Below are 24216 nucleotides of genomic sequence, written 5' to 3' on the forward strand. Positions count from 1 at the left end.
CGTCAGGCAGCGGTCTTGGTGGCCGTCACGACAAAGCCCTGAACCGGCTCGCCACCTTCCTGGCGCAGCACCAGTTCTTCCGTTGACACACTGAAACCGGCTTGCTTGCACATCGCTTCGATATGGCTGCGCTTGTGGGCGTAGCGCTGGCTGGGTTGGAGGACCAGATCGGGGCCTTCTTCTGGCGCTGTCTCGCAGGAGAAGATGAACTCGCCACCCGTCTTGAGAATGCGTGCGGCATTGGGGATGACCAGTTGGGGGTCGCCAATGTAGATCAGCACATCGAGCAGGGTCAGTACATCGTATTCATTGGCTGGCGTGTTCTGAAGCGCACCCAGCAGGTCCACATTGTGGAAACGGTCATAGACGCCGTGTTTGGCGGCTTCCTCAATCATCTTGAGCGAGCTGTCCACACCGATCAGATAGCCTTGCATCGGACCCAGGAACAGCCCCAGCAGGCCGGTACCGCAGCCCAGATCCAGCAGGTTGAAGTCCTTCTCCGGGTGGCGAGCAATCAATTGCCCTGCAACGATTTTCGGCAGTTGGTAGTTCAGACCGAGAACCAGGTGCCTGTCAAAGCGCTCGGCCATCTCGTCGAACATGGCTTGGTGCATTCCCACCGGAATATGCTGGGGAGTCTCGGCCCGTGCCAGTGCCGCGTAGTAAGCCAGTGTGGCGTCCTGTGGGAATTTTTCCTCAAGGGTGCGGATATCGTCCAGGGCCGCTGCGGGTTCGCCGCGTGCGATTTGAACCTTGATGCGCCCCATTTTGTAGACAGGCTGTTCCGGGAATTCATCCACCAGGGCGTTCCAAATCTGGAGTGCCTCGGTGTGTTCTCCCAATTCGCCCAGGTCAGCGGCCAGATGCTGCCGCAGCATGGCATCGTTTGGAAAAAGCTCCAGTCCCCGGCGCAGGTGTAGGACAGCCATTTCATGATTTCCGGCACGGTGCGCGATGTCCACGACGCCCGCAAGCACCTGCGGATTGCGGGGCTCGATGCGCGCCACCTTTTCCGCCATTTCAATGGCGAGATCGAACTGATCGCGACGTGCGCGATAAAGGGCCGTTTCCAGGAGGCCCGGGCCCCACATCGGGGCGAGTTCAACGCAGCGATCGAAAGCCTCTTCGGCTTTGGCCGGGTTGCCGGCCTTTTCTGCCATCAGCCCGGCCAGCATGAAGACACGGGCATCGCCTGGCATCTTGCGATGGGCCTTGTTCAGAGTCTGTGCGGCCCTCTGCAGATCGCCGTTGGAGATCTGCTGGCGAGCCATTTCCAGGTGCTTGCGGTTGATGTCGGCGGGGATGGAAGTAGCGCTCATGGACAGGTGTGTGTTTATGGCCAAGGAGAGGCGGGCGTTGATTGCGGCATGTGCCGGCAGGCCACGCCAGTGGCGAACTTTTCATTATCGTGGATTCTTCGCCCGGCCATGTTTCAAGCCGATGCCTGCAAGGTCTTGGCCTGGGGTGCGGGCAAGGGGCGCGGTGGCAGCGTGAGCGTGAAGCGGGTGCCGCCCTGGGCTGATGGCGCTGCCTGTATGTCGCCGCCGTGCAGGCGCGCGATGCGCCGTGCGACCCACAGGCCCAGGCCGAAGCCGCGGGCCTGGTCCGCGCGGTGGCCGCGCTCGAAGCGCTCGAAGATGCGTTGCGCCAGCTCGGGTGCAAGACCCGGGCCCTGGTCGCTGACAGTGAGTTCCAGCCGGCCGTGTTCGTCGGTGCGCGCGCGCACGGCGATTTCTCCGGCCTTGGCGTATTTCACCGCGTTGTCCACGAGGTTGGACAGGGCGATGCGGGTGAGCGTGGAGTCGCACTCCCATGTGGCGGGCGCATTGGCGCTGTCCAGATTCAGGTGGTGGCGGCGTGACCAGTGCACAAGCTGCACGGCATCATCGACCAGCTCCATGACGGGAGCGCGGTGCAATTGCAGCCGGAAGGCGGGAGCATCCAGGCGGTCGCTGATCAGGCAGTTGTCCACCAGGGCCGTCAGGCGCCTGCAGGCGCGGCGGATCTGTGCGGCGCGCTCCAGCTGGGAGTCGATGTCGGGCGAGGGAAAGGACAGCTGCTCGGTAGCCGCGCTGTCCACCACGGCCAGCGGCGTGCGGAATTCATGGTTGACCATGTTGAAGAACTGTCGCTGCTCCAGCCGCAGCGTGCGTTCGCTGTGCAGTGCCGCTTGCAGTGCGTTCTGGGCGCGCAGCAGCTCGGCCGTGCGCAGGCGTACACGCTCTTCCAGCGCATGCTCGGACTTGGCAAGGGACTCGAGCAGCTGTGCCTGGCGTGCCATGGAGTCCCGGAATTTCTGGATCAGACCGGCGCCCACGGCCACGGTGATCACGATGTTGACCAGCAAGGTGTTGAGCTGCCAGAACACGCTGGTTTCTATGGTCGGCAGGCTGGTCAGGCCGACATAGGCCGCTGTCACATACAGGCCCATCAGCCCATACATGGTGCTGGGAACCACCATCAGCACATGGACCAGATTGGCACGCTCGCGCAGCAGATTGCTCCATGCCACCACGGCGAACAGTGCGCTGATGGCCCAGGGCGCGCCAACCCCTATCCAGGCCCAGTCCTGGTAGCGGCCCAGCGGTATGCTGGGCAGGCACAGCAGCGGGATGATTCCCAGGGCAAGCAAGGCCCGGTCCATGCGCCGCCAGCGTGTGTCGCGTGTCAGCAGCTCGCGCATCTGCCAGGCCAGGGCGGCGGGCAGCATCAAGGTACCCAGGCTGACGCACAGATGGCCCCAGTGCGCGAGATGGTCGGGCAGCCAGATCTGCAGGTACCCCCGGTCGCTGGCGCCGTGGATCAGCACGGCGATGGCGGCCACGGCCATGGCGGCCAGATTGCGCAGGCGCAGGGCCAGGGCTGCGCCGATGATCAGCAGGGCCAGCATGAGGTTGATGCCCTGGTGGATGCCCGATGCCCATTCCACGGCCGAGAACTGTGTCATCAGGCCGCTGCTGCGCCAGAGCGTGGCGTCCAGCTGCATGGGGCTGGAGGTCTGCACGCGCAGGATGAAGGGCTGGCCCGAGTACAGCGGAAACACCAGCTGCCGAACGTGCACGCGCGGTTCGTCGGTGGCCGTATCACCGCTGCTGCGCATGCGCCATGCGCCGTCCACGTGCTGGTAGAGCGCAACGCGGTCCAGATAACTGGGCAGGATTTCCAGCCACAGCGGATCGTGCTCGGGGTCTGCCTTGCCGGCGGCGATGTGAGGCGCCTGCACCTTGAGCCAATACACATCGCGCGTATAGCCCTTGTTCAGCGGTGTATCGAGCAGGGTGAAGGCCGTATCTGGCAGGGCTGCCACCTGATCGATGGTGAAGCTGCCCTGAGCATCGACGAGCGCCAGCATGGGCAGGTCCGTGCCCAGCTGCAGGCGTTTTGCCGGCAGGGACTGCCAGGCCGGGCTGAGAATGAAGCAGACCACCAGCACCAGCGAAAACACCAGCCAGCCCGGCAGCGCCAGCCGGTTCAGGATACGCAGCAGGTTCAGGATACGCATGGCGAGGCGGGCTGTGTTGCAGCTGTGGCAAGGCCGCTGTCTTCGGGAATGCTGCTGGGCAGCGTCAGCGTGAAGCAGGTGCCGCCGCCCGCAGCTGGCGTGACCTGCACATCGCCGCCATGCATCTGGGCCACGCGCCGGGCCACCCACAGCCCCAGGCCGAAGCCTCGGGTCTGGTCCGAACGCTCTCCGCGCTCGTGCAGCTCGAAGATGCGCTGCGCCAACTCGGGCGCCAGGCCAGGGCCCTCGTCGCTGACGGTGAGTTCCAGCCTGCCCTGTCCGTCCTGGCGGGCGCATACGGCGATTTCTCCGGCCTGGGCGTATTTCACGGCGTTGTCCACGAGGTTGGACAGGGCGATGCGCACCAGGGTGGGATCGCACTCCCAGGAGGCGGGGACGCCCTCAGTCTCCAGCTTCAGATGGTGGTGGCGCGACCAGTGCACGAGCTGCACGGCATCGTCGATCAGGTCCATCACGGGCACCCGGTCGAGCTGCAGCCGGAACGCAGGCGCGTCCAGTCGGTCGCTGACCAAGCAGTTGTCCACCAGGGCCGTGAGGCGCCTGCAGGCGCGGCGGATCTGGGCTGCGCGTTCCAGCTGGGAATCGATATCGGTGGACGGAAAAGTCAGTTGCTCGGTGGCCGCGCTGTCCACCACGGCCAGCGGCGTGCGGAATTCATGGTTGACCATGTTGAAGAACTGGCGCTGCTCCAGCCGCAGCGTGCGTTCGCCATGCAAGGCGGCCTGCAGCGCGTTTTGCGCATGCAGCAGCTCCGCAGTGCGCGTGCGCACCCGTCCTTCCAGCGCATGTTCCGACCGGGCCAGCGACTCCACCAGCTGCGCCTGCCTGCCCATGGAGTTCTGGAATTTCTCGACCAGGCTGGCGCCCACGGCAATGATGATGAGGATGTACAGCAGCAGCGATTCCAGCTGCCAGTACATGCCTGCCTCGATGTCGGAAGACACCAGTCCCGTATAGGCCGCAGCCACGTGGATGCCCATGACCGTGTGCAGCGTGTAGGGAATCAGCACCAGCAGGTTGACGATGCTGGGGCCCTGGCGGAACAGGTTCTGCCAGGCCACCAGCGCACTCAGCAGACTGGCCATCCAGGGCACGCTGACCCCGAGCCAGGCCCATTGCGTGTAGTGTCCCGTCGGTATGCTGAGTACGGCCAGCAGCGGTGCCACGGTCAGCAGCACCAGCATGCGGTCGATGCGGCGCCAGGCCGTGCCGCGCGTCAAGGTCTCGCGTGCCTGCCAGGCAAAGGCGGCGGGCAACAGGAAGACGCCCACGCTGACCCATAGGTCCGCATGCGGCGCCCAGGGCTCGGGCAGCCACAGCTGGGCATAGCCGCGCACATTGGCGTTGTGGGTCAGCACCACGAAGGCCAGCAAGGTCATGGCCATCAGGCTGCGCATGCGCAGGGCCAGGGCCGCGCCCGCGATCAGCAGGGTCAGCACCAGGTTCACACCCTGGTGCACACCCGATGCCCACTCGACGCTGGACAACCAGGCCATCAGCCCCGTGCTGCGCCAGACCGTGGCGTACAGCTGCATGGCGCTGCTGGTCTCGATGCGCAGCACAAAGGGCTGGTCAGCGCGCAGTGGAAACACCAGCTGGCGCACATGGATGCGCTGAGCCATGGGCACGGTGTCACCGCTTTCCCTCGCCTGCCACAGGCCGTGCGCCTGCTGGTAGAGCGTGACCCTGTCCAGATAGGTGGGCGTGATCTCCAGCCACAGCGCATCGTTGTCGGCCAGCCCGCTTGTGGGCGCAAGCGCAGGCGTGGCAACCCTCACCCAGTAAGCATGGCGGGTATAGCCCTCGTTCAGAGGCGTGCGCCGGGTTTCGAAGGCATCATCGGGCAGGGTCGCGACCTGTTCAATGGTCATGCTGCGGCCCGCATCGGCAAGCACCTGCATGGGCAGGTCCTTGCCAAGACGCAGTCCCCCGTCAGGGGGAGGCATGGTTGCCGGGCTCAGCACGAAAAATGCGAGCAGCCCGAGCGATACCGTGATCCATGCAATAAATGTAAATTTTTGTGTGTTTCTCTGAACTGTGAGCATTCGAGAGTGTTCGTGCATGGCGGCGGACGTTCGCCCCAAAGAAAATCCGCGCACCAATAGGCAAACATCATGCAGCAGACACTAGAGCCATCGATCGAGTTCACCGTCGCCGTCGTAGAGGACGACGAGGATATTCGTATCAATGTGTGTCGATTTTTAACAAAGTCTGGCTTGCATGCCTGGGGCACGGATTCTGCAGAAGACTTCTACATAAAGCTACTGCGCGAGAAGGCAGATCTGGTCGTCGTCGACCTGGGCCTGCCCGGCGAGGACGGCCTGAGCCTGGTCAAGCGCCTGGCCGAGCAGGAGATTCCCGTCGTGGTGCTCACGGCACGCGGCGATCTGGACAGCCGCATCGCCGGTCTCAATGCCGGCGCCCTGCAGTACTTCGTCAAGCCCACCGACATGAACGAACTGGTGGCCGGCATCCGCTCCCAGCTTCGCCGCAACACCGCCCAACCGGCCAGGGCGTCCGCGCCATTCCTGTCCTGGCGCCTTGACCCCCTGTCGGCCTGCATGGTCGCACCCAACCACCAGATCATTGCCCTGACCAGCCGCGAGCTGGAATTGCTCGGCTGCCTGATGGCCACACCCGGAACCATGGTGGCCAAGCAGACCTTGATCGAGACCATGGGCTATGCCGATGTGGATGACGGTTTCCACCGCATCGAATCGCAGCTGACGCGGCTGCGCCGCAAGACCCTGGATATCTCCGGGCTGGCCCTGCCGGTGAGGGCCGTGTTCGGCCGAGGGCTGGTGTTCGTGCCTTAGGCGCCTTTTTTTTTCTCCATTTCAGCTTTTTGAACCGCAGCCGTCCGGGCATGCGGAAGGGATTCGTTCGCCCATTTTTTTGCTGCAGAAGCGCGTGCGAGTGCTTGGGCGGCTTGGTGCTGGCTGCAAGCGCAGGCGGACGGCGTGGGCCGTCGGAGTTTTCAACCGTGATCAAACACACATGAAGAGAGGAATGGTATGGCGAGACAGAGTTTGCATATCCGGCCCGCAGGGCCGCGCATGAAGGCCTGGAGGCAGGCCAGAAGTCTGGTTGCAGCCGGCACCCTGGCAATGGTGGGTGCAGTTGCGCAGGCGGCATTTCTGAATGGGGACTTCGAGGCAGGGGACCTGACTGGCTGGAACCCCCAGGCCTGGACCAACAATGGCACCCAGGCCAATCCGAAGCGCTTGAGCGAGTTGCGCCTGCAGCCACCTGGCACCAAGTCCCACCTGGTCGAAATCGCCAGCGGCTCGGAAAGCGCTGCAGACGAAGTCCTGTTCCGGGGTGATGCTGGCCAGTCCGCCCTCAAACTGACTTTGGCAGGCTCCCACTCTGCCCGCATCAACCTCAAGGCGAACAGCGCCACCCCAGCCAGCAACGTGATACCGCGGTCCAGCAATGTCGCGGGGGGGCTGGCCGGCTGGACCCAGCAGGTCAATACGGCTAGCTCCATCACCCAGGAGGTGACGCTGACTGCAGATGACATCGACCAGGACGGCAAGATCCACATCCGATTTGTCGCGGCGCCAGTGCTCGAGTACGCCAGCAATCACGGAGGCGAGGACCGTCCCTACTTCGCCATTTCGCTGGTCAAGACCTATGACGCCCAGACCTCCACGGATCTGACCGGTTCGCCCCAGGAACTGTTCTTCAAGTACCACTACGGCGGCGAGCCGGGAGCACCCTGGAAGACCTTTACCGACAAGGGCGGTGCCATCCAGAACTACACCGACCCTCAGGCCTACGATGTCGCACCCGGCAATGCCTACCTGCGGGTAGGCGACAAGGTCAGGCTGCAGGCCGTGGCCTCGGCCTGCAGTGCCGGTGGCCACGCAGGCCATCTGTACGTTGACAACTTCGGCACGACCCTGCCCAAGACACTGTGGATCAGCGCGTCCGGGCCTGTCAGCGCGCCCAAGGCGGACGGAACGGAGATCACCTACACCTATACCTATACGAACAACGGCAGCACCCCGGTGAACAACGTGAAGGTCACGCCCGCGATGCCCGTGGGCACGGATGCTGGCATCAGTCCGACCACGTTCGTGTCACTGGCCGGCGATGGCGGCGCTTGCACGGCCCCGGCCGTGGGCAGTTCAGACCCTGCCCAGTGCGACTTTGGGACCCTGGCACCCGGGCAGTCGGGCACGTTCACGATGACCGTGAAGGTTCCTTTGGGCACGCCGTCAGACCAGATCAACAACGGCAACTACACCATCGGAGGCGACCTGACCTCGACCCTGCTCGGTGCCATGGTGCAGACCCAATTGCTGGCTCCCGCGGCGAGCAGCGACATGGTGCCTGATGTCTCCGGACTCCCGCCCACCGCCGTGGTCGGCGTGCCCTACACCGGCAGCTTCTCCTGCAAGAACGATGGTGCAGCCAGCGCAGGCCAGGCCATCTGCGATGCCTCCGGCCTGCCCCCTGGCGTGACGGCAGGCCAATGCACGATAGACGGCGCGGCCTGGATGCAGCCCGGCGTGGTGCCTGCGGGCAAGACGGTGGTCTGCCAGGTCTCTGGTACACCGACGGGTCCAGGCGGCAGCTCGACGGTCACGGTGACCACGGGCGGCGACAACGACCTGACCCCGGGCAACAACACGACCACGTCGAACATCGCGGTCACCACAACGCCGGATATGCAGATCAATCTGAGCGGACTGCCCCCCACCTCGCCGCTGAACATTCCCTATAGCGGCAGCTTCACCTGCAGCAACCAGGGCCTGGCCAACGCCGTGAGCGGCACCTCCTGCGCCGTCACCGGCCTGCCGGCTGGCGTGACGCAAGGCGCATGCTCCATCAGCCCCGGCAATGCCGCGTGGGTGGCGGGCAATGCGGTGCCGGTGGGAGCCACGGTCACCTGCCAGGTGAGCGGTACGCCCACGGCCGCAGGTTCGTCCACGGTCACGGGCACCACGGGCGCAACGGATGATTCGAATGCGGCGAACAACACCGCGACCATGAATGTGTCCACCGTTGCAGTGCCCGACATGGGCGTCGATCTGAGCGGCCTGCCGACCGCGTTCACGGCCGGCACGCCCTACAGCGGCAGTTTTGTCTGCAAGAACCTGGGCTCGGTCGATGCATCGGCAGGCACCTCGTGCGCAGTCACAGGACTGCCCGCCGGTGTGAGCCAGGGAGCGTGCCGCATCAGCCCTGCCAATGCAGCCTGGTCGGCAGGTGATGCCGTACCTGCGGGCGCCAGCGTGACCTGCACGGTCAGCGGAACGCCCAGCTCCGTGGGAGCCGTGACACTGACGGGCAGCACCGGTGCGACCGGAGATGCCAACCCGGCCAACAACACGGCTTCCCGCGCAGTGGCAGGGGCCGTGTCGCCGGCCTCCATTCCCACCCTCTCCGAATGGGGCCTGATCCTGATGTCCGGCCTGATGGGCATCATGGGCTGGGGCATGGTGCGCCGCCGCCGCGCCAACCCGCTGTGACCGACAGTCGGTCGTGACACAGGGCGCCCTTCGGGGCGCCTTTTTTTTCATCTGGGCGCGGCCGCAGCCAATTGACTTGCTCAATGTGTGATCGAATAAGGGTTTATACCTAGCGATATCCCCATGATCGTCCGTGATCGCCCCGCCGGCCTCAGGCTGTTTCTGATTTTGCGGGGCTCGGTGCTCCAGCGTATCCAGGTCACGCTGCTCGTGAACATCGTGTTCGCCGCCATCATCACTCTGGTGCATGGCAACCTGTTCGACGTGAAGATCACGGTGACGCCCATCCCTTTCACGCTGATCGGCCTGCCGCTGGCCATCTTCCTGGGCTTTCGCAACAACACCGCCTATGACCGCTACTGGGAAGGCCGCAAGCTCTGGGGTGAGATGGTGATCTGCGCGCGCACGCTGGCGCGCCAGTGCCAGAGCCTGATCGTCATCGACGGCGATCCGGACCCGGCCCGGCGCAGCAGCGATGTGCGCGTGCGCATGGTGCACCGGGCGATCGCCTTTGCCCATCTGCTGCGGACGCAGTTGCGCGGACTGCACGAGGATGTGGCCGCAGGCCGCTGGCTGGTGGACAAGGAATGGCGCCAGCTCCAGGGCCTGCCGCTGGAGCAGCGCTGCGACGCACTGATGATGTCCATGGGCCGCGATCTGGCGCAGTGCGTGCGCCGTGGCGAGATGTACCCCTGCCTGGCCGCGTCCATGGACAAGACCTTCACGCGCATGACGGCGGCAGCCGCCTCGTGCGAGCGCATTCGCAACACGCCCATGCCGTTCTCCTATGCGCTGCTGCTGCACCGCACGGCCTATATGTACTGCTTTCTGCTGCCATTCGGCCTGGTGGACACGACCGGGTTCATGACACCCTTCGTCGTGGCCATCGTGGCCTACACCTTCTACGGGCTGGACGCGCTGGGAGATGAGCTCGAGGAGCCTTTCGGCCTGGAGAGCAACGACCTGCCGCTGGACACCATCTGCCGCTCCATCGAGATCAGCCTGGGCTGCATGCTGGGCGAGACGGATCTGCCTGCGCCGCTCAGGCCCGAGGGCTACAGGCTGACCTGAGGCGGCGGGCAAGCATGGGCAAAAGCCCATGAAAATCCCATGAAAAAGCCCCGCAGTTTCCTGCGGGGCTTGGTGGTCTGAAGCGGGATCCGAGGCTCAGGCAAACACGCCGGCCGTGTCCTGCATCTTCCCGGACACGATACCCAGGTGGTGCAGCGTGTCCCCGCCCGTCATCTCCATCTGCGTCAGGCGCTTGAAGTAGTGGCTGCCTGCGTACTCGTCGGTCACGCCGATGCCGCCGTGCAGTTGCACCGACTGCTGGCCGACAAAACGCAGCGACTGGCCCAGCTGGACCTTGGCGCGCGCGATGGCCACGTGGCGCTCGGCATCGGCTGCGCTCATCTTGAGGCTGGCGTAATAGCTCATGGAGCGGGCCAGCTCCAGCTGCATCTTCATGTCGGCCACGCGGTGGCGCAGGGCCTGAAAGCTGGCGATCACCGTGTTGAACTGCTTGCGCTGGTTCATGTACTCGGTGGTCAGCTTCAGGGTCTGCTCCATGGCGCCCACGCCTTCGGCGCACAGCGCGGCGTTGGCGGCGTCCTGGCCCAGCGTGAGGGCGGCCAGGCCATCGGCCGTCACCAGCGTGGCGGGGGCCGCCTGGCAGCGTAGTTCGGCCGCGCGGCTGCCGTCCTGGGTGCGGTAGCCCTGGGTGCTGACGCCGCTGGCGCCGCGCTCCACCAGGAAGAGGGCGATCTTGCCGTCCAGCTGGGCCGGCACCAGAAAGGCGTCGGCCGCATCGCCTGCGGGCACCACGCTCTTGGTGGCATCCACCGTGTAGCCGCTGCCGCTTTTGCTGGCCTTGGCGGCACAGACATCGAGGCGGTAGCGGGCCTGGCGCTCCTGGTGTGCCAGCACGACCAGGGCCTCGCCGCTGGCCACGCGCGGCAGCCACTGGCCGGCCACGGAGGCGTCGGCGTGCTTGCCGAGCACGCCGGCGGCCACAAAGGCCTGTGCCAGCGGCTCCATCACCAGGCCGCGGCCCAATTCCTCCATCACCACCATCACGTCGGTGGCGCCCAGGCCCAGGCCGCCGTGCTCCTCGGGCACGGTCAAGGCCGTCAGGCCCAGTTCGGCGAGCTCGCCCCAGACCTCGCGCGAAAAACCGCCCGCCTCGACGATGGAGCGGCGGCGCTCGAAGGTATAGCCCTTGTCCACCCAGCGGCGCACGGCGTCGCGCAGTTGCTGCTGGTCATCCGAAAAATCAAAGTCCATTTTCTGTCTCCCGAAGCTGATCGAAGCGCGTCCGGCGCACTTCCGGGTTCAGCGAAACTCCAGCCAAAATCAGCCCAGCACCGTCTGAGCGACGATGTTTCTTTGCACCTCGTTGGAGCCGCCGTAGATCGTTGTCTTGCGCATGTTGAAGTACGTCGATGCCAGCGGCGCGTTGTCCACCACGCCGCCGGGGAAGTCGCCCTGCCAGCCGGCTTCCATGGCCTCTTCGATGAAGGGCAGGCTGAAGGGACCTGCGGCCTGCATCATCAACTCGGAGTAGCGCTGCTGGATCTCGCTGCCCTTGATCTTGAGCAGGCCGGCGATGTCCAGCGGGTTCTTGCCCGATTTCTCGGCCGACAGCACGCGCAGCACCAGCATTTCCAGCGCCACCACGTCGACTTCGAGCTTGGCGATCTCGTCGCGGAAACGCTGGTCCTCGTAGACGCCTTCGGCCTTGGCGATGCGCTTGAGGCGCTCCAGCTCGCGCTTGGCGCGGTTCACGTCGGCGATGTTGGTGCGCTCGTGGCTCAACAGGTGCTTGGCGTAGGTCCAGCCCTTGTTCTCCTCGCCGATCAGGTTCTCGGCCGGCACTTCCACGTTGTCGAAGAAGACCTCGTTGACCTCGCACTCGCCGTCCAGCAGCTTGATCGGGCGCACGGTCACGCCGGGGCTCTTCATGTCCACCAGCAGGAAGCTGATGCCGGTCTGGGGCTTGCCCTCGTTGCTGGTGCGCACCAGGCAGAAGATCCACTCGCCGTACTGGCCCAGCGTGGTCCAGGTCTTCTGGCCGTTGACGATGTACTTGTCGCCCACGCGCTCGGCACGGGTCTTGAGGCTGGCCAGGTCCGATCCCGAGCCCGGCTCCGAGTAGCCCTGGCTCCACCAGACCTCGCCGCTGGCAATGCCGGGCAGAAAGCGCTGCTGCTGCTCGGGCGAGCCGTAGGCCATGATCACGGGCGCGACCATCACGGGGCCGAAGGGAATGATGCGCGGGGCGCAGGCCAGGGCGCATTCCTCCTCGAACAGATGCTTTTGCACGGCTGTCCAGCCGGGGCCGCCGAACTGCTTGGGCCAGCCGTAACCCAGCCAGCCTTTCTTGCCAAGAATCTTGGCCCAGTTCTGCAGGTCGTCGCGCGTCAGGCGCAGCGAATGGCGCACCTTGTGCGCGATGTCCTGGGGCAGGTTGGCCCGCACCCAGGCGCGGACTTCCTCGCGAAAGGACTGTTCTTCAGGGGTAAATGCCAGGTCCATGGACTGTGTCTCCTTCAATCCCGGCTTTTGTAGCACGCACGTTCTTTTTTGGACTGTCCAGGGCGTGACAACCTATGGCAATCCCTGATGCAACAAGCCCCGGGCGGCGGGGCAGTCCGGGGCTTGCTGCTGGGGCTGCCCGAGCGCAGGCGATCAGCTGGATTGGCCGGGCTCCTCCAGCCCCAGCTGTGCATAGACATGCGCAAGACGTGCCTGCAATTGCTGTACCTGGGCTTCGAGATCGACCACGCGCTGGGCCAGGACATCGCCGCGTGAGCCTGCTGCAGCGGGGGGCTGGGCCATGGCGTTCACGTCCACGGGGCCGCACAGCAGATGGGCCCAGCGCTGCTCGCGTGCGCCAGGCGCGCGTGGCAGCAGCACGACCAGCGGGCCGCCTTTTTCCTCGCTGCGTTCGCGCAGCTCTTCCAGGAAGGCTTCGACCGATGAGATGTCGGCGAAGCGGTGCCAGCGCTCGGAGTTGATGCGCAGCTCGCCCGCCGTCTGCGGGCCGCGCAGCATCAGCAGGGACAGCAGCACGGCACTCTGGTCGGGCACCCCCACGCCGCGCGGGAAGTTGTGCTCCCAGCGCGTGGCGCGCGCGCTGCTGATCTGTACGGACATGGTGCGCAGGCGCAGGCTGTCCAGCGCTTCCTGGGCCTCGCCTTCGCTGACTTCCATCACCGGATCACGGCTGCTCTTCTGGTTGCAGCCCGTGACCAGCGCGTTGAGCGTGAGCGGGTAGCTGTCGGGCACGGTGCGCGCCTTCTCCATCAGGGTGGCCAGCACGCGGGCTTCGACAGCGGTCAGGGGGGTGGAGCGGGGATCGAATGGCATGGGTGTCTGGACGGAAGAGGTGACAAGGCCCGGCAGGGCCATGGGCCTTGCCGGGGCTGGCGCAGGCCGCGCGGCCTGCGGTGCGACAATCGCCGCCCATGAAAAATATCGTGATCCTGATCTCGGGCGGCGGCTCGAACATGGCTGCCATTGTGCGTGCTTCGCAGCAACAGGACTGGGCGCGGCGTTACGGCGCCCGCGTGGCCGCCGTGGTCAGCAACAAGGCCGAGGCTTCGGGCCTTGTTTTCGCGCGCGAGCAAGGCATTGCCACCGAGGTGCTGGACCACCGCCCGTTTCCCAGCCGCGAGGCGTTTGATGCCGAGCTGGCCCAGGTGATTGACCGCCACGCGCCTTCGCTGATCGTGCTGGCCGGCTTCATGCGCATCCTCACGCCGGGCTTCGTGGCGCATTACGAGGGGCGCATGATCAACATCCACCCCTCGCTGTTGCCCGCCTTCACGGGTCTGCACACGCACCAGCGGGCGATCGATGCAGGCTGCCGCTTTGCGGGCTGCACCGTGCACCGCGTTACGGCCGAGCTGGATGTGGGCCCCATCCTGGAGCAGGCCGTGGTGCCCGTGCTGCCCGGCGACACGGCCCAGGCGCTGGCCGCGCGCGTGCTGGTGCAGGAGCACCTCATCTACCCGCGCGCCGTGGCGCAGTTGATGCGGGGCTAGGGTCTGCTCACAGGCCTTCGCTCTGAAAGGCCTGCTGCTCCACTTCGGGGCAGCGTGCAAAGCGGGGCTGCTCCACGCCGTCGATGACCACGGTTTCATTGAACATGGCGGCAGGCCGCACCCACAGGCCGCGCTCGCCGTAGAGCGCGCGATACAGCGTCATGGACTCGCGCGTCTCGCTGTGGCGCACGGTGGCGAGCACTTCGTAGAGGGCGCCCTTGTAGTGGCGGTACAGGCCCGAGGGCGTGGGGATCAGGGGAGGCAGGTCGTCGTCGGTCATGGGGCGCCATGGTAGCTGTGCCAGCCCGGCGTTGCTTCGGGTTCCGACCTGTGGCCCTCTCGGATTTGCAAGGCGGTGGGACAATTGCGCCCATGCATCCCAAACAGCTTCTCGACGCCTGCGCCGAACTGGTCAAGCGCACCCTGACTTTCGAACACCCGGCCGACGCCGTGGTGTCACGCTTTTTCCGTGAAAACCGCAACCTGGGCCCGCGCGAGCGTGCCGCGTTGGCCGAAACCGCCTACACCGTGCTGCGCAAGAAGCTGCTTTTTGAGAGCCTGGCACGTTCTGGCAGCGGCTCGCGCGAGCGCAGGCTGGCCATCCTGGGCTTTGCACATAGCCAGGAAGCCCTGGCCCGCGTGGCCGGCAAGTCCGAGCAGGGCGTCAAGGAGGCGCTCGGCTTTGCGCGCGCGGCGCTGTCCCCCCAGGAACTGCAATGGCTGGACGCCTGCGATGCCGTGCGCCCCGATGAGCTGATGGAGCCGCACCGCCACAACCTGCCCGAGTGGCTGGTCTCGCCGCTCAAGCAGCAGCTGGGCGAAGATTTCTGGGCCTTTGCCCAGAGCATGGAGCAGGCCGCACCGCTGGATCTGCGCGTCAATGCGCTGAACGCCAAGCGTGCCGATGTGCAAAAGGAACTGGCCGATGCCGGCATCGCCGCCGAAGCCACGCCGTACTCGCCCTGGGGCCTGCGCGTGCAGGGCAAGCCTGCTCTGGCCCGGCTGGACGCCTTCACGCGCGGCGCCATCGAGGTGCAGGATGAAGGCTCCCAGCTGCTGGCGCTGATGCTGGACGCCAAGCGCGGCGAAATGGTGGTCGATTTCTGCGCCGGCGCAGGCGGCAAGACCCTGGCCATTGGCGCGTCCATGCGCAGCACGGGGCGCCTGTACGCCTTCGATGTGTCCGGCCACCGGCTCGAAGCCCTGAAGCCGCGCCTGGCGCGCTCGGGCCTGTCGAATGTGCACCCTGCGGCCATCGCCCATGAGCGCGACGACCGCGTCAAGCGCCTGGCCGGCAAGATCGACCGCGTGCTGGTCGATGCGCCCTGCTCGGGCCTGGGCACGCTGCGCCGCAATCCCGACCTCAAGTGGCGCCAGTCGGCCAAGGCCATCGAGGAGCTCACGCAAAAGCAGGCGGCCATCCTGGCCAGTGCAGCGCGCCTGGTCAAGCCGGGTGGGCGCCTGGTCTATGCCACCTGTTCGGTCCTGCCGCAGGAAAACGAGGCCATTGCCGAAGCCTTTGCAGCGGAGCACTCTGACTTCGTGGCCATGGATGCCGGCGAACTGCTGGCCCAGCTCAAGGTGGAGCAGGGTGATGCGCTGTGCAGCGGCGGCGAGACCGGCACGCAGTACCTGCGCCTGTGGCCGCAGCGCCATGAGACGGATGGCTTTTTTGCCGCCGTTTGGACCCGGAAGCCGTAACTTGCAGACGCAATAAGCTGTAAATCGCAGGAGATTGCCGAATGCCTTTGTAGGCGCATCGCCTAAAATTGAGGCATCGGTGCCACTGGGCGCCGCCTTGCCAAAGGCTTCGGTTATGTCGCTGGATTTCGGATCGGTTTGGAACCTCGCCGTGGATTGGATGGCCCATGGCCTGTGGCAGCTGTCGTGGTGGCAGCTGCTGCTGTACGCCCTGGTCACCACCCACATCACCATTGCGGGCGTCACCATCTTCCTGCACCGCTGCCAGGCCCACCGCTCGCTGGACCTGGGGCCGATTCCTTCTCACTTCTTCCGTTTCTGGCTGTGGCTGGGCACGGGCATGGTCACCAGGGAGTGGGTGGCCATCCACCGCAAGCACCACGCTAAGTGCGAAACCGAGGACGACCCCCACAGCCCGCAGACACGTGGCCTGGACACCGTGATGCGCCAGGGTGCGGAGCTGTACCGCGAAGAGGCGGCGAACGCCGAGACACTCAGAAAGTTCGGCCACGGCACGCCCGACGACTGGATCGAGCGCCATCTCTACAGCCGGTATTCGATCTGGGGCCCTTCGCTGATGCTGATCATCAACGTGCTGCTGTTCGGCGCCATCGGACTGACGATCTGGGCCGTGCAGATGGCCTGGATTCCGTTCTGGGCTGCCGGCGTGGTCAACGGCCTGGGCCATTTCTGGGGCTACCGCAACTTCGAGGCCCAGGATGCCAGCACCAACCTCGTGCCCTGGGGCCTGATCATTGGCGGCGAGGAACTGCACAACAACCACCATACCTACCCGACCTCGGCCAAGTTCTCGGTCAAGCGCTATGAGTTCGACGTGGGCTGGGTCTACATCAGCGCCATGCAGAAGCTGGGCTGGGCCAAGGTCAAGAAGACGGCGCCGCGGCTGGTCATGGGCGCCGTCAAGCCCGTGGCCGACGAAAAGACGCTGGAGGCCGTGATCGCCAACCGCTACGAGGTCATGGCCCGCTATGCGCGCGGCGTGCGCGCCGCCGTGCAGATCGAGCTCGATGCGCTCAAGCAGCGCAAGGCCCGGCAGGCCGACCTGTCCCTGCTCAAGACGGCGCGCCGCTGGCTGCACCGCGATGCCGACAAGGTGCCCGCCCAGGCACAGGGGCAACTGGCCCAGGCGCGCGCAGCCCACCCCGTGCTCGACCAGATGCTGGTCATGCGCGAGGAGCTGCGCCAGCTGTGGCTGAACACCTCGCTGTCGCGCGAGCAACTGACGGCCCATCTGCAGGCCTGGTGCCATCGCGCCGAGGCCAGCGGCATTGCCGCGCTCAAGGAGTTCTCCGTCAAGCTGCGCGCTGCCCACGCCTGAAGCCGCGAAGCCAGCCGGCAACCGACCATGCCCGGGGCCGCATCCCCTCTTCGGAGGCGATGCGGCTTTTTGCTGTGGGGCTCTGCCGCAGTTCCAGGCTTGCCATGGCCTGGGACAAGGAGCGGACCCGTATCTGCAGATCGGCGCCCGCACGCCAGCCCTGGCCCGGCTGCAGCCTGAGGGCCGGCGCGGGCACCCCATCCGCCCAGGCCTGTTGCGGGGCGGTGATTTCCAGCGGGCCGTGGCGGCAGAACAGTTCACTGCCCTCCAGCACATGCAGGTGAAGATCGTTGCCGGGGGCAAGATGGCGCAGTTCGAAGGAGCGGGTGTCGGCGTTGTGCATGGTCTGTGTCCTGTGATTCCAGGCCCTCAAGCGTAGGCAGGCAGCCTTCATCGGCACAGGCACAGCCCGCGCCTTGTTGCATAGCAGCAGTGCAGATGGCGGTGGATCTGTTCTGCTTTGTGGTCGATGGATCTGTATCTGTTGCGTAACAGCGCCTTGGGGCAAGATCGCGGGCAAGTGCTCTCGTCCCCGATTCGTTCTCGACCTGTTCCATGACCCTTGCTAGCGCCTCTCCGACCCTGTACCGCCGCCTGGCGGCCGACTACAGCCTGGCCATGGAGCTGGGCACGCTCAAGGCGGGCGAGCGCATGCCTTCCGTGCGCGAGCTGATGCGCCGCCATGAGGTCAGCCTGTCCACGGCGCTGCAGACGCTGCGGCATCTGGAGGACCTGGGCCAGCTCGAAGCCCGCCCGCGCGTGGGCTACTTTGTGCGCGATGCCCGGCCTGCAGGCCTGGCCCCGGCCAGCGAGCCCGACCTGAGTCAGCCGGTGCAACCGCTGCCGCAGCCGCACTTCGCAGGCATCAATGAACACATTTCCCTGATGCTGGAGCGCGGCCGCCAGGCCGACGTGCGCGTGGACCTGGGCGGTGCCACGCCGCCGCCCGAACTGTTCGATCGCGGCTACCTGAACCAGATCGCCGCCCGGCTGCTGCGCGAGCAGCCTGACCTGTTGGTGCTGGGGCGCTCCATGATGGGCAGCCACCCTGATTTCCAGCGCGCCATGGCGCGGCGCGCGCTGGCGGCGGGCATCCATGTGGCACCGGCCGATGTGCTGGCGACCACGGGCAACTCCGAGGCCGTGAGCCTGGCGCTGGCCGCCGTGGCCTCGCCAGGCGACATGGTGGCCGTGGAGTCGCCGACCTACTACGGCCTGCTGCAGGTGGTGGAGTCCTTGCAGATGCAGGCTCTGGAGATTCCCTGCAGCCCGCGCACCGGCCTGTCCATCGAGGCGCTGGAGCTGGCCCTGCAGACCCAGCCGCGCCTGAAGGCCGTGGTGGTCGTGCCCGAGCTGCAGATGCCGCTGGGTACGCGCATTCCCGATGAGCACAAGGCCAGGCTGGTCGATCTGTGCGGCGCCCACGGCGTGGCATTGATCGAGGACGACTCCTATGGACTGTTCGTGGAAAGCAGCCAGCCCGTGCGCCCCATCAAGGCCTGGGATCGCCTGCCGGGCCATGTCATCTATTGCGAGGCCTTCAACAAGAGCATGGCGCCGGGCCTGCGCCAGGGCTGGATGAACGCTGGCCAGTGGCATGGGCGGGTGCAGATGCTCAAGTTCGCGCGCAGCCGCGGCACCCAGACCCTGGCCCAGTTGCTGGCGGCCGCCTGCGTGGGCTCGCCCGCACATCTGCGCAATCTGCAGCGCCTCAAGCAGCAGTTGCGGCGCCAGCGTGAAGGCATGGCGCAGCTGGTGGCGCGGTTTTTCCCGCTGGGCACGCGGCTGAGCCTGCCGCCCGGCGGGCTCAGCCTATGGCTGGAGTTTCCGGCTGGCGTGTCCACGTCCGCGCTGTTCACGCAGGCGCTGGCGCGCGGCATCCGCACGGCGCCGGGCAGCATGTTCTCGAACTCGGGGCGCTACGAGCACTGCATGCGCCTGGGCTGCACCCTGCCGGTGGATGCCGTGATCGAGCAGGCCTGCCGCGAGCTGGGTGCCATGGCCTGTGCGCAGCTGGGTCAGCCGGCGCGCAGTGGGTGACAGGCGAAAAACAGACGAAAAACAGACGAAAAACGGACGCAAAGCGGGCACAAAGCCAACACAAAGCGGACGCAAAAAAACCGCCGGGCTTGCGCCGGGCGGTTTTTTGTCGGTACCGGGAACAGGCTGAATTACTTCAGCTTGATTTCCTTGTACGTGACGTGCTTGCGAGCCTTGGGATCAAACTTCATGATCGCCATCTTCTCGGGCATTGTCTTCTTGTTCTTGGTCGTGGTGTAGAAGTGGCCGGTTCCTGCAGTGGATTCCAGCTTGATCTTTTCGCGTCCGCCTTTAGCAGCCATGGTGTTTCTCCTTGAGGGATTTAGGCTTGGCCACGGGCACGCAGGTCTGCGAGCACGGAGTCGATACCGTTCTTGTCGATCAGGCGCAGAGCAGCGCTGGAAACGCGCAGGCGCACCCAACGGTTTTCGCTCTCAACCCAGAAACGGCGGTATTGCAGGTTGGGCAGGAAACGACGCTTGGTCTTGTTGTTGGCGTGGGAAACGTTGTTTCCCACCATGGGCTTCTTGCCCGTTACTTCACATACGCGTGCCATGAGGACACTCCGATAGTTGTACAGCCGCCGACGCTGATGCCCTGCATTTGCTGCATGGCTTGCCGGCAACCTCACCTCGCCATAAAGGGTGGCGGTAACCCCATGCTGAAAGTGTCCTGGCCATGCAAGCAAGGCGTGCTTCAAATTCAGCAAAGCCACGGATTATAGCGTCTCCATGAGAAAAGCCCCTGGGCCAGCCAAACACGGCTGCAGCCAGGGGCTTTTGCCGCCCTGCGGGAGAGCAGGGCGGGCAGGGTGGCGTCCTGCTTATTCCTGTTCGAGGAAGCGCTGGGCGTCCAGCGCGGCCATGCAGCCCGTGCCGGCGCTGGTGATGGCCTGGCGGTAGACATGGTCCTGCACGTCGCCGGCCGCGAACACGCCGGGCACGCTGGTCTGCGTGGCAAAGCCCTTGAGGCCGCCCTGGGTGATGATGTAGCCGGTCTCGTCCATCTCCAGGTGGCCCTTGAAGATCTCGGTATTGGGCGCATGGCCGATGGCGATGAAGCAGCCCTGCAGCTGGATGTCCTCGGCGTGGCCGTCCTGGGTGCTCTTGATGCGGATGCCGGTCACGCCGGACTGGTCGCCCAGCACCTCTTCGAGCACGAAGTGGGTCTTGAGCTCGATCTTGCCGGCCCGGACCTTGTCCATGAGCTTGTCCACGAGGATGGGCTCGGCCTTGAACTTGTCGCGGCGGTGCACCAGGGTGACCTTGCTGGCGATGTTGGACAGGTACAGGGCTTCCTCGACGGCCGTGTTGCCGCCGCCGACCACGCACACGGGCTGCTCACGGTAGAAGAAACCGTCGCAGGTGGCGCAGCCGGAGACGCCGCGGCCCATGAAGGCCTCTTCGGAGGGCAGGCCCAGGTACTTGGCCGAGGCGCCGGTGGCGATGATCAGGCTGTCGCAGGTATAGGTGCCGGAGTCGCCGGTCAGCGTGAAGGGGCGCTTGGAGAAATCGACGCTGTGGATGTGGTCGAACACCACCTGGGTCTTGAAGCGCTCTGCGTGCTCCAGAAAACGCTGCATCAGCTCGGGGCCCTGCACGCCGTTCACGTCTGCAGGCCAGTTGTCCACCTCGGTCGTCGTCATCAGCTGGCCGCCCTGGGCCATGCCGGTCACCAGCAGCGGGTTGAGGTTGGCGCGCGCGGCATAGATGGCGGCCGTGTAGCCGGCAGGGCCGGAGCCGAGGATCAGGACTTTGGCGTGTTGGGTAGAAGACATGGATGCAGTTCTTGAAAAAGGCGCACGCCGGCAGTCGGCGTGCAGAAAAAAAGATACATCGGGAACAGCAGTGGAGTATCGCTCCGCAGTCAGGTTCCCGTTGCCATATGGATCAATGGCCCGGATTGTCAAAAATGATCGACGTGGCGCCGTCATGCGGCGGTGTCATGCTCTGTTGCAAGTGCTTGCATTACGCTTGCGGGTCGCCCTGGCTGTTTTTGCGGCCAGTCCGAGGGGGCTGGGGTAAGCTCCCGCCTGCGTATGACTTACTCATTGAACGCTCTGAACGCTTCCACATCCGCCAAGGGCAAATCCAGGTCTGCGGCGCGCCCCGGCATGGTGGCGCGCTTCGGCCACGAAATGCTGCTGCTGGCGGGGCTGCTGGCCCTGGTGTTCTGGCTTGCCTCCATGCTCAGCTACTCTCCCCAGGATCCAGCGTGGTCCACCTCCGGGGCGGGACACGCGCGCCTGGTCGCCAACTGGATGGGCCGCGTCGGAGCCTGGCTGGCCGACGCCTGCTATTTCGGTTTCGGCATGTCGGTCTGGTGGCTGGTGCTGGCCTCGCTGCAGACCTGGCTGTCTTCCTTTGCGCGCTGGCTGCGCGGCGGCGTGCCGCGCGACGGTGTGCCACTGCCGCCCCTGTGGCGCCGGCGCCTGCGCTTTTGGGGCGGGCTGCTGCTGCTGCTGGGTGCGAGCTGCGCACTGGAGTGGACGCGCCTGTACCGCTTCGAGAGCGTGCTGCCCGGCCCGGCCGGCGGCGTCTTCGGCTACATGCTGGGGTACCACAGCCTGCAGTGGCTGGGCTTCATGGGCTCGGGCCTGATCGGCATCTGCGTGGCCGTGATCGGCCTGGCCATGGTGTTCCGCTTTTCCTGGGGTCATCTGGCCGAATCCATGGGCGCACGCCTGGACGGCTGGGTGCTCTTTCTTTTTGCGCGCCGTGAAAAGGCCCGGGACGAAGCCGCAGGCCGCCGCGCTGCGCGCGAGCGCGAGGAAGTGGTGCAGGAAGAGCGCACGGAAAGCGCCGTGCAGCACCCGCAGCCCGTGCAGATCATCGAACCCGTGCTCCAGGAGGCTGCGATACCCAGCGTGCGCGTGGTCAAGGAGCGCCAGAAGCCCCTGTTCTCCGAACTGCCCGACAGCAAGCTGCCCCAGGTGGATCTGCTCGATGCGGCGCAGCAGCGCCAGGAAAGCGTCTCGCCCGAAACGCTGGAGATGACCAGCCGGCTGATCGAAAAGCGCCTCAAGGACTTTGGTGTCGATGTGCATGTGGTCGCCGCCATGCCCGGCCCCGTGATCACCCGCTACGAGATCGAGCCGGCCACGGGCGTCAAGGGCTCGCAGATCGTGAACCTGGCCAAGGATCTGGCGCGCTCGCTGTCCCTGGTGTCCATCCGCGTGATCGAGACGATTCCCGGCAAGAATTTCATGGCGCTGGAGCTGCCCAATGCCAAGCGCCAGTCCATCCGCCTGTCCGAGGTGCTGGGCTCGCAGGTCTACCACGACGCCAAGAGCATGCTGACCATGGGCCTGGGCAAGGACATCGTGGGCAATCCGGTCGTGGCCGATCTGGCCAAGATGCCGCACGTGCTGGTGGCCGGCACCACGGGTTCAGGCAAGTCGGTGGGGATCAACGCCATGATCCTGTCGCTGCTGTACAAGGCCGAGGCCCGCGATGTGCGCCTGCTGATGATCGACCCCAAGATGCTGGAAATGTCGGTCTACGAAGGCATTCCTCACCTGCTGTGCCCCGTGGTCACCGACATGAAGCAGGCTGCCAATGGCCTGAACTGGTGCGTGGCCGAGATGGAGCGCCGCTACAAGCTCATGAGCAAGCTGGGCGTGCGCAATCTGGCGGGCTACAACGCCAAGATCGACGAGGCCAAGGCGCGCGAGGAATCCATTCCCAACCCCTTCAGCCTCACGCCCGAGGAGCCCGAGCCGCTGCAGCGCCTGCCGCACATCGTCATCGTCATCGACGAGCTGGCCGACCTGATGATGGTGGTCGGCAAGAAGATCGAGGAGCTGATCGCGCGCCTGGCCCAGAAGGCCCGCGCGGCCGGCATCCACCTGATCCTGGCCACCCAGCGCCCCAGCGTGGACGTGATCACCGGCCTGATCAAGGCCAACATCCCCACGCGCATCGCCTTCCAGGTCAGCAGCAAGATCGACAGCCGCACCGTGCTTGATCAGATGGGCGCCGAATCCCTGCTGGGCATGGGCGACATGCTCTACATGGCCAGCGGCACGGGCCTGCCCGTGCGCGTGCACGGCGCCTTCGTGTCGGACGAGGAAGTGCACCGCGTGGTGGGCTACCTCAAGGAGCAGGGCGAGGCAGACTACATCGAAGGCGTGCTCGAAGGCGGCACGGCCGAGGGCGACAGCGAGTTCGGCTCGGAGTCCGGCGACGGCGGCAACGGCGAGAAGGACCCCATGTACGACCAGGCCGTGGAAGTGGTCCTCAAGGACCGCAAGGCCAGCATCTCGTATGTGCAGCGCAAGCTCAGGATTGGTTACAACCGCTCGGCGCGCCTGCTGGAAGATATGGAAAAGGCGGGCCTCGTCAGCGGTCTCACGGCCAGCGGGCAGCGCGAAGTGCTGGTGCCCGCGCGCGCCGGGGAATGAGCCCGCTTCCCCGCAATCATGGAGAAAGAATGAAACGTCTGTTGACTGCAGTTGTGATCGCGGCAAGCGCGACGGCCTCGTGGGCCGATGGCCTCAAAAGCCTGGAAGCCTTCATGAAGAATTCCCAGGCCGGCCGCGCCGAATTCACCCAGGCCGTGACGGCCCCATCCAAGGATGGCCAGCCGCCGCGCACCAAGAACTCCAGCGGCCAGTTCGAATTCCAGCGTCCCGGCAAGTTCAGGTTCGTCTACACCAAGCCGTTCGAGCAGACCATCGTCGCCGACGGCAAGACGCTGTGGCTCTATGACGCCGACCTCAACCAGGTCACGCAGCGCCCCCAGGCCCAGGCCCTGGGCAGCACGCCGGCCGCCATCCTGGCGTCGGCCAACGATCTCAAGGCGTTGAGTGCCGACTTCGATCTGCAATCCGCGCCCGAGCAGGATGGCCTGCAATGGGTCCAGGCCAGTCCCAAGGACAAGAACGGCCAGCTCAAGAGCGTGCGCGTGGGCTTTGCGGCCGATGGCCAGCTTTCGGCGCTGGACATCCTCGACAGCTTTGGCCAGCGTTCGCTGATCCGCTTCAGCCAGCTGCAGACCCAGGCGTCTTTGCCAGCCTCGACTTTCGAGTTCAAGGTGCCAGCGGGCGCCGACGTGCTCAAGCAGTAAGCCGCGCTGCCGCGCGGGGCA

General features: G+C 65.6%; 20 protein-coding genes. 9 read left to right on the forward strand and 11 right to left on the reverse strand.

Annotated features, from left to right (window positions below; translation table 11 throughout):
- Window positions 1-2: 2 nt before the first annotated feature.
- The 3 genes from ACUTR7_RS23145 to ACUTR7_RS23155 form a co-directional block, all read right to left on the reverse strand.
- The gene (locus tag ACUTR7_RS23145; RefSeq protein WP_445609906.1) at window positions 3-1319 is read right to left on the reverse strand and encodes a tetratricopeptide repeat protein; all 1317 of its coding nucleotides are present in this window, start codon (window positions 1317-1319) and stop codon (window positions 3-5) included.
- A 113-nt stretch (window positions 1320-1432) separates the two neighbouring features.
- A complete protein-coding gene (locus ACUTR7_RS23150; RefSeq protein ID WP_445609907.1) occupies window positions 1433-3502 on the reverse strand; it encodes a sensor histidine kinase in 2070 nt (689 codons plus the stop codon).
- Window positions 3490-5469, reverse strand: coding sequence for an ATP-binding protein (locus ACUTR7_RS23155; RefSeq protein ID WP_445609908.1), 1980 nt, complete (start codon window positions 5467-5469; stop codon window positions 3490-3492). The genes ACUTR7_RS23150 and ACUTR7_RS23155 overlap by 13 nt, the downstream gene beginning before the upstream one ends.
- Before the next feature lie 168 nt (window positions 5470-5637).
- On the opposite strand from ACUTR7_RS23155, the gene ACUTR7_RS23160 reads away from it, so the two are divergent.
- The 3 genes from ACUTR7_RS23160 (at window position 5638) to ACUTR7_RS23170 (ending at window position 10074) form a co-directional block, all read left to right on the forward strand.
- Window positions 5638-6339 carry a response regulator transcription factor gene (locus tag ACUTR7_RS23160; RefSeq protein ID WP_445609909.1) on the forward strand — a complete coding sequence of 234 codons (702 nt, stop codon included), beginning with the start codon at window positions 5638-5640 and terminating at the stop codon, window positions 6337-6339.
- Window positions 6340-6579: 240 nt separating this feature from the next.
- Window positions 6580-9003, forward strand: a complete 2424-nt coding sequence (locus tag ACUTR7_RS23165) for an IPTL-CTERM sorting domain-containing protein (protein ID WP_445609910.1) — start codon at window positions 6580-6582, stop codon at window positions 9001-9003.
- A gap of 123 nt (window positions 9004-9126) precedes the next feature.
- Window positions 9127-10074, forward strand: coding sequence for a bestrophin family protein (locus tag ACUTR7_RS23170; RefSeq protein WP_445609911.1), 948 nt, complete (start codon window positions 9127-9129; stop codon window positions 10072-10074).
- A 96-nt stretch (window positions 10075-10170) separates the two neighbouring features.
- Here the strand turns inward: ACUTR7_RS23170 and ACUTR7_RS23175 are convergent, their stop codons facing one another.
- From ACUTR7_RS23175 to ACUTR7_RS23185, 3 genes are all read right to left on the reverse strand, one after another.
- A complete protein-coding gene (locus tag ACUTR7_RS23175; RefSeq protein WP_445609912.1) occupies window positions 10171-11286 on the reverse strand; it encodes an acyl-CoA dehydrogenase family protein in 1116 nt (371 codons plus the stop codon).
- Window positions 11287-11355: 69 nt separating this feature from the next.
- Window positions 11356-12537, reverse strand: coding sequence for an acyl-CoA dehydrogenase family protein (locus ACUTR7_RS23180; RefSeq protein ID WP_012207172.1), 1182 nt, complete (start codon window positions 12535-12537; stop codon window positions 11356-11358).
- Window positions 12538-12690: 153 nt separating this feature from the next.
- The gene (locus tag ACUTR7_RS23185; protein WP_445609913.1) at window positions 12691-13371 is read right to left on the reverse strand and encodes a YceH family protein; all 681 of its coding nucleotides are present in this window, start codon (window positions 13369-13371) and stop codon (window positions 12691-12693) included.
- Window positions 13372-13469: 98 nt separating this feature from the next.
- Here ACUTR7_RS23185 and purN point away from each other — a divergent pair, with 98 nt between their 5' ends.
- Window positions 13470-14048 carry a phosphoribosylglycinamide formyltransferase gene (purN, locus tag ACUTR7_RS23190; protein ID WP_012207170.1) on the forward strand — a complete coding sequence of 193 codons (579 nt, stop codon included), beginning with the start codon at window positions 13470-13472 and terminating at the stop codon, window positions 14046-14048.
- Window positions 14049-14055: 7 nt separating this feature from the next.
- Here the strand turns inward: purN and ACUTR7_RS23195 are convergent, their stop codons facing one another.
- On the reverse strand, window positions 14056-14328 hold the full coding sequence (locus ACUTR7_RS23195) for a DUF1653 domain-containing protein (protein WP_319072653.1): 273 nt from the start codon (window positions 14326-14328) through the stop codon (window positions 14056-14058).
- A 92-nt stretch (window positions 14329-14420) separates the two neighbouring features.
- Here ACUTR7_RS23195 and ACUTR7_RS23200 point away from each other — a divergent pair, with 92 nt between their 5' ends.
- Window positions 14421-15749: an RsmB/NOP family class I SAM-dependent RNA methyltransferase gene (locus tag ACUTR7_RS23200; RefSeq protein WP_313234491.1), complete on the forward strand. Its 1329-nt coding sequence runs from the start codon at window positions 14421-14423 to the stop codon at window positions 15747-15749.
- A gap of 115 nt (window positions 15750-15864) precedes the next feature.
- A complete protein-coding gene (locus ACUTR7_RS23205; protein WP_319072651.1) occupies window positions 15865-17088 on the forward strand; it encodes a DesA family fatty acid desaturase in 1224 nt (407 codons plus the stop codon).
- Here the strand turns inward: ACUTR7_RS23205 and ACUTR7_RS23210 are convergent.
- The gene (locus ACUTR7_RS23210) at window positions 17063-17431 is read right to left on the reverse strand and encodes a hypothetical protein (protein WP_319072649.1); all 369 of its coding nucleotides are present in this window, start codon (window positions 17429-17431) and stop codon (window positions 17063-17065) included. The two genes, ACUTR7_RS23205 and ACUTR7_RS23210, sit on opposite strands and share 26 nt — an antisense overlap.
- A gap of 212 nt (window positions 17432-17643) precedes the next feature.
- On the opposite strand from ACUTR7_RS23210, the gene ACUTR7_RS23215 reads away from it, so the two are divergent.
- On the forward strand, window positions 17644-19128 hold the full coding sequence (locus tag ACUTR7_RS23215; protein WP_445609914.1) for an aminotransferase-like domain-containing protein: 1485 nt from the start codon (window positions 17644-17646) through the stop codon (window positions 19126-19128).
- 131 nt (window positions 19129-19259) lie between these two features.
- On the opposite strand, the gene rpmG is transcribed toward ACUTR7_RS23215, so the two are convergent.
- The 3 genes from rpmG to trxB all read right to left on the reverse strand — a co-directional run bounded on the left by rpmG (window position 19260) and on the right by trxB (window position 20905).
- A complete protein-coding gene (gene rpmG / locus ACUTR7_RS23220) occupies window positions 19260-19430 on the reverse strand; it encodes a 50S ribosomal protein L33 (protein ID WP_012207164.1) in 171 nt (56 codons plus the stop codon).
- Window positions 19431-19450: 20 nt separating this feature from the next.
- Entirely contained in the window at window positions 19451-19684 is a 234-nt protein-coding gene (gene rpmB / locus ACUTR7_RS23225; protein WP_012207163.1) for a 50S ribosomal protein L28, read from the reverse strand.
- A 267-nt stretch (window positions 19685-19951) separates the two neighbouring features.
- Window positions 19952-20905, reverse strand: coding sequence for a thioredoxin-disulfide reductase (gene trxB / locus ACUTR7_RS23230; RefSeq protein WP_034396780.1), 954 nt, complete (start codon window positions 20903-20905; stop codon window positions 19952-19954).
- 261 nt (window positions 20906-21166) lie between these two features.
- On the opposite strand from trxB, the gene ACUTR7_RS23235 reads away from it, so the two are divergent.
- Both ACUTR7_RS23235 and lolA read left to right on the forward strand, forming a co-directional pair.
- Window positions 21167-23530 carry a DNA translocase FtsK gene (locus ACUTR7_RS23235; protein WP_099732939.1) on the forward strand — a complete coding sequence of 788 codons (2364 nt, stop codon included), beginning with the start codon at window positions 21167-21169 and terminating at the stop codon, window positions 23528-23530.
- A 29-nt stretch (window positions 23531-23559) separates the two neighbouring features.
- On the forward strand, window positions 23560-24195 hold the full coding sequence (gene lolA / locus ACUTR7_RS23240; RefSeq protein WP_013800917.1) for an outer membrane lipoprotein chaperone LolA: 636 nt from the start codon (window positions 23560-23562) through the stop codon (window positions 24193-24195).
- Window positions 24196-24216: the final 21 nt, after the last annotated feature.

Source organism: Delftia sp. NA_296.1, assembly GCF_052692095.1.

What these genes read in the sequence shown, in the direction of transcription:
- ACUTR7_RS23145 (WP_445609906.1), bottom strand. Translation starts at nt 1,319, where the DNA reads ATGAGCGCTACTTCCATCCCCGCCGACATCAACCGCAAGCACCTGGAA.
- ACUTR7_RS23150 (WP_445609907.1), bottom strand. Translation starts at nt 3,502, where the DNA reads ATGCGTATCCTGAACCTGCTGCGTATCCTGAACCGGCTGGCGCTGCCG.
- ACUTR7_RS23155 (WP_445609908.1), bottom strand. Translation starts at nt 5,469, where the DNA reads ATGCCTCCCCCTGACGGGGGACTGCGTCTTGGCAAGGACCTGCCCATG.
- ACUTR7_RS23160 (WP_445609909.1), top strand. Translation starts at nt 5,638, where the DNA reads ATGCAGCAGACACTAGAGCCATCGATCGAGTTCACCGTCGCCGTCGTA.
- ACUTR7_RS23165 (WP_445609910.1), top strand. Translation starts at nt 6,580, where the DNA reads ATGAAGGCCTGGAGGCAGGCCAGAAGTCTGGTTGCAGCCGGCACCCTG.
- ACUTR7_RS23170 (WP_445609911.1), top strand. Translation starts at nt 9,127, where the DNA reads ATGATCGTCCGTGATCGCCCCGCCGGCCTCAGGCTGTTTCTGATTTTG.
- ACUTR7_RS23175 (WP_445609912.1), bottom strand. Translation starts at nt 11,286, where the DNA reads ATGGACTTTGATTTTTCGGATGACCAGCAGCAACTGCGCGACGCCGTG.
- ACUTR7_RS23180 (WP_012207172.1), bottom strand. Translation starts at nt 12,537, where the DNA reads ATGGACCTGGCATTTACCCCTGAAGAACAGTCCTTTCGCGAGGAAGTC.
- ACUTR7_RS23185 (WP_445609913.1), bottom strand. Translation starts at nt 13,371, where the DNA reads ATGCCATTCGATCCCCGCTCCACCCCCCTGACCGCTGTCGAAGCCCGC.
- purN (WP_012207170.1), top strand. Translation starts at nt 13,470, where the DNA reads ATGAAAAATATCGTGATCCTGATCTCGGGCGGCGGCTCGAACATGGCT.
- ACUTR7_RS23195 (WP_319072653.1), bottom strand. Translation starts at nt 14,328, where the DNA reads ATGACCGACGACGACCTGCCTCCCCTGATCCCCACGCCCTCGGGCCTG.
- ACUTR7_RS23200 (WP_313234491.1), top strand. Translation starts at nt 14,421, where the DNA reads ATGCATCCCAAACAGCTTCTCGACGCCTGCGCCGAACTGGTCAAGCGC.
- ACUTR7_RS23205 (WP_319072651.1), top strand. Translation starts at nt 15,865, where the DNA reads ATGTCGCTGGATTTCGGATCGGTTTGGAACCTCGCCGTGGATTGGATG.
- ACUTR7_RS23210 (WP_319072649.1), bottom strand. Translation starts at nt 17,431, where the DNA reads ATGCACAACGCCGACACCCGCTCCTTCGAACTGCGCCATCTTGCCCCC.
- ACUTR7_RS23215 (WP_445609914.1), top strand. Translation starts at nt 17,644, where the DNA reads ATGACCCTTGCTAGCGCCTCTCCGACCCTGTACCGCCGCCTGGCGGCC.
- rpmG (WP_012207164.1), bottom strand. Translation starts at nt 19,430, where the DNA reads ATGGCTGCTAAAGGCGGACGCGAAAAGATCAAGCTGGAATCCACTGCA.
- rpmB (WP_012207163.1), bottom strand. Translation starts at nt 19,684, where the DNA reads ATGGCACGCGTATGTGAAGTAACGGGCAAGAAGCCCATGGTGGGAAAC.
- trxB (WP_034396780.1), bottom strand. Translation starts at nt 20,905, where the DNA reads ATGTCTTCTACCCAACACGCCAAAGTCCTGATCCTCGGCTCCGGCCCT.
- ACUTR7_RS23235 (WP_099732939.1), top strand. Translation starts at nt 21,167, where the DNA reads ATGACTTACTCATTGAACGCTCTGAACGCTTCCACATCCGCCAAGGGC.
- lolA (WP_013800917.1), top strand. Translation starts at nt 23,560, where the DNA reads ATGAAACGTCTGTTGACTGCAGTTGTGATCGCGGCAAGCGCGACGGCC.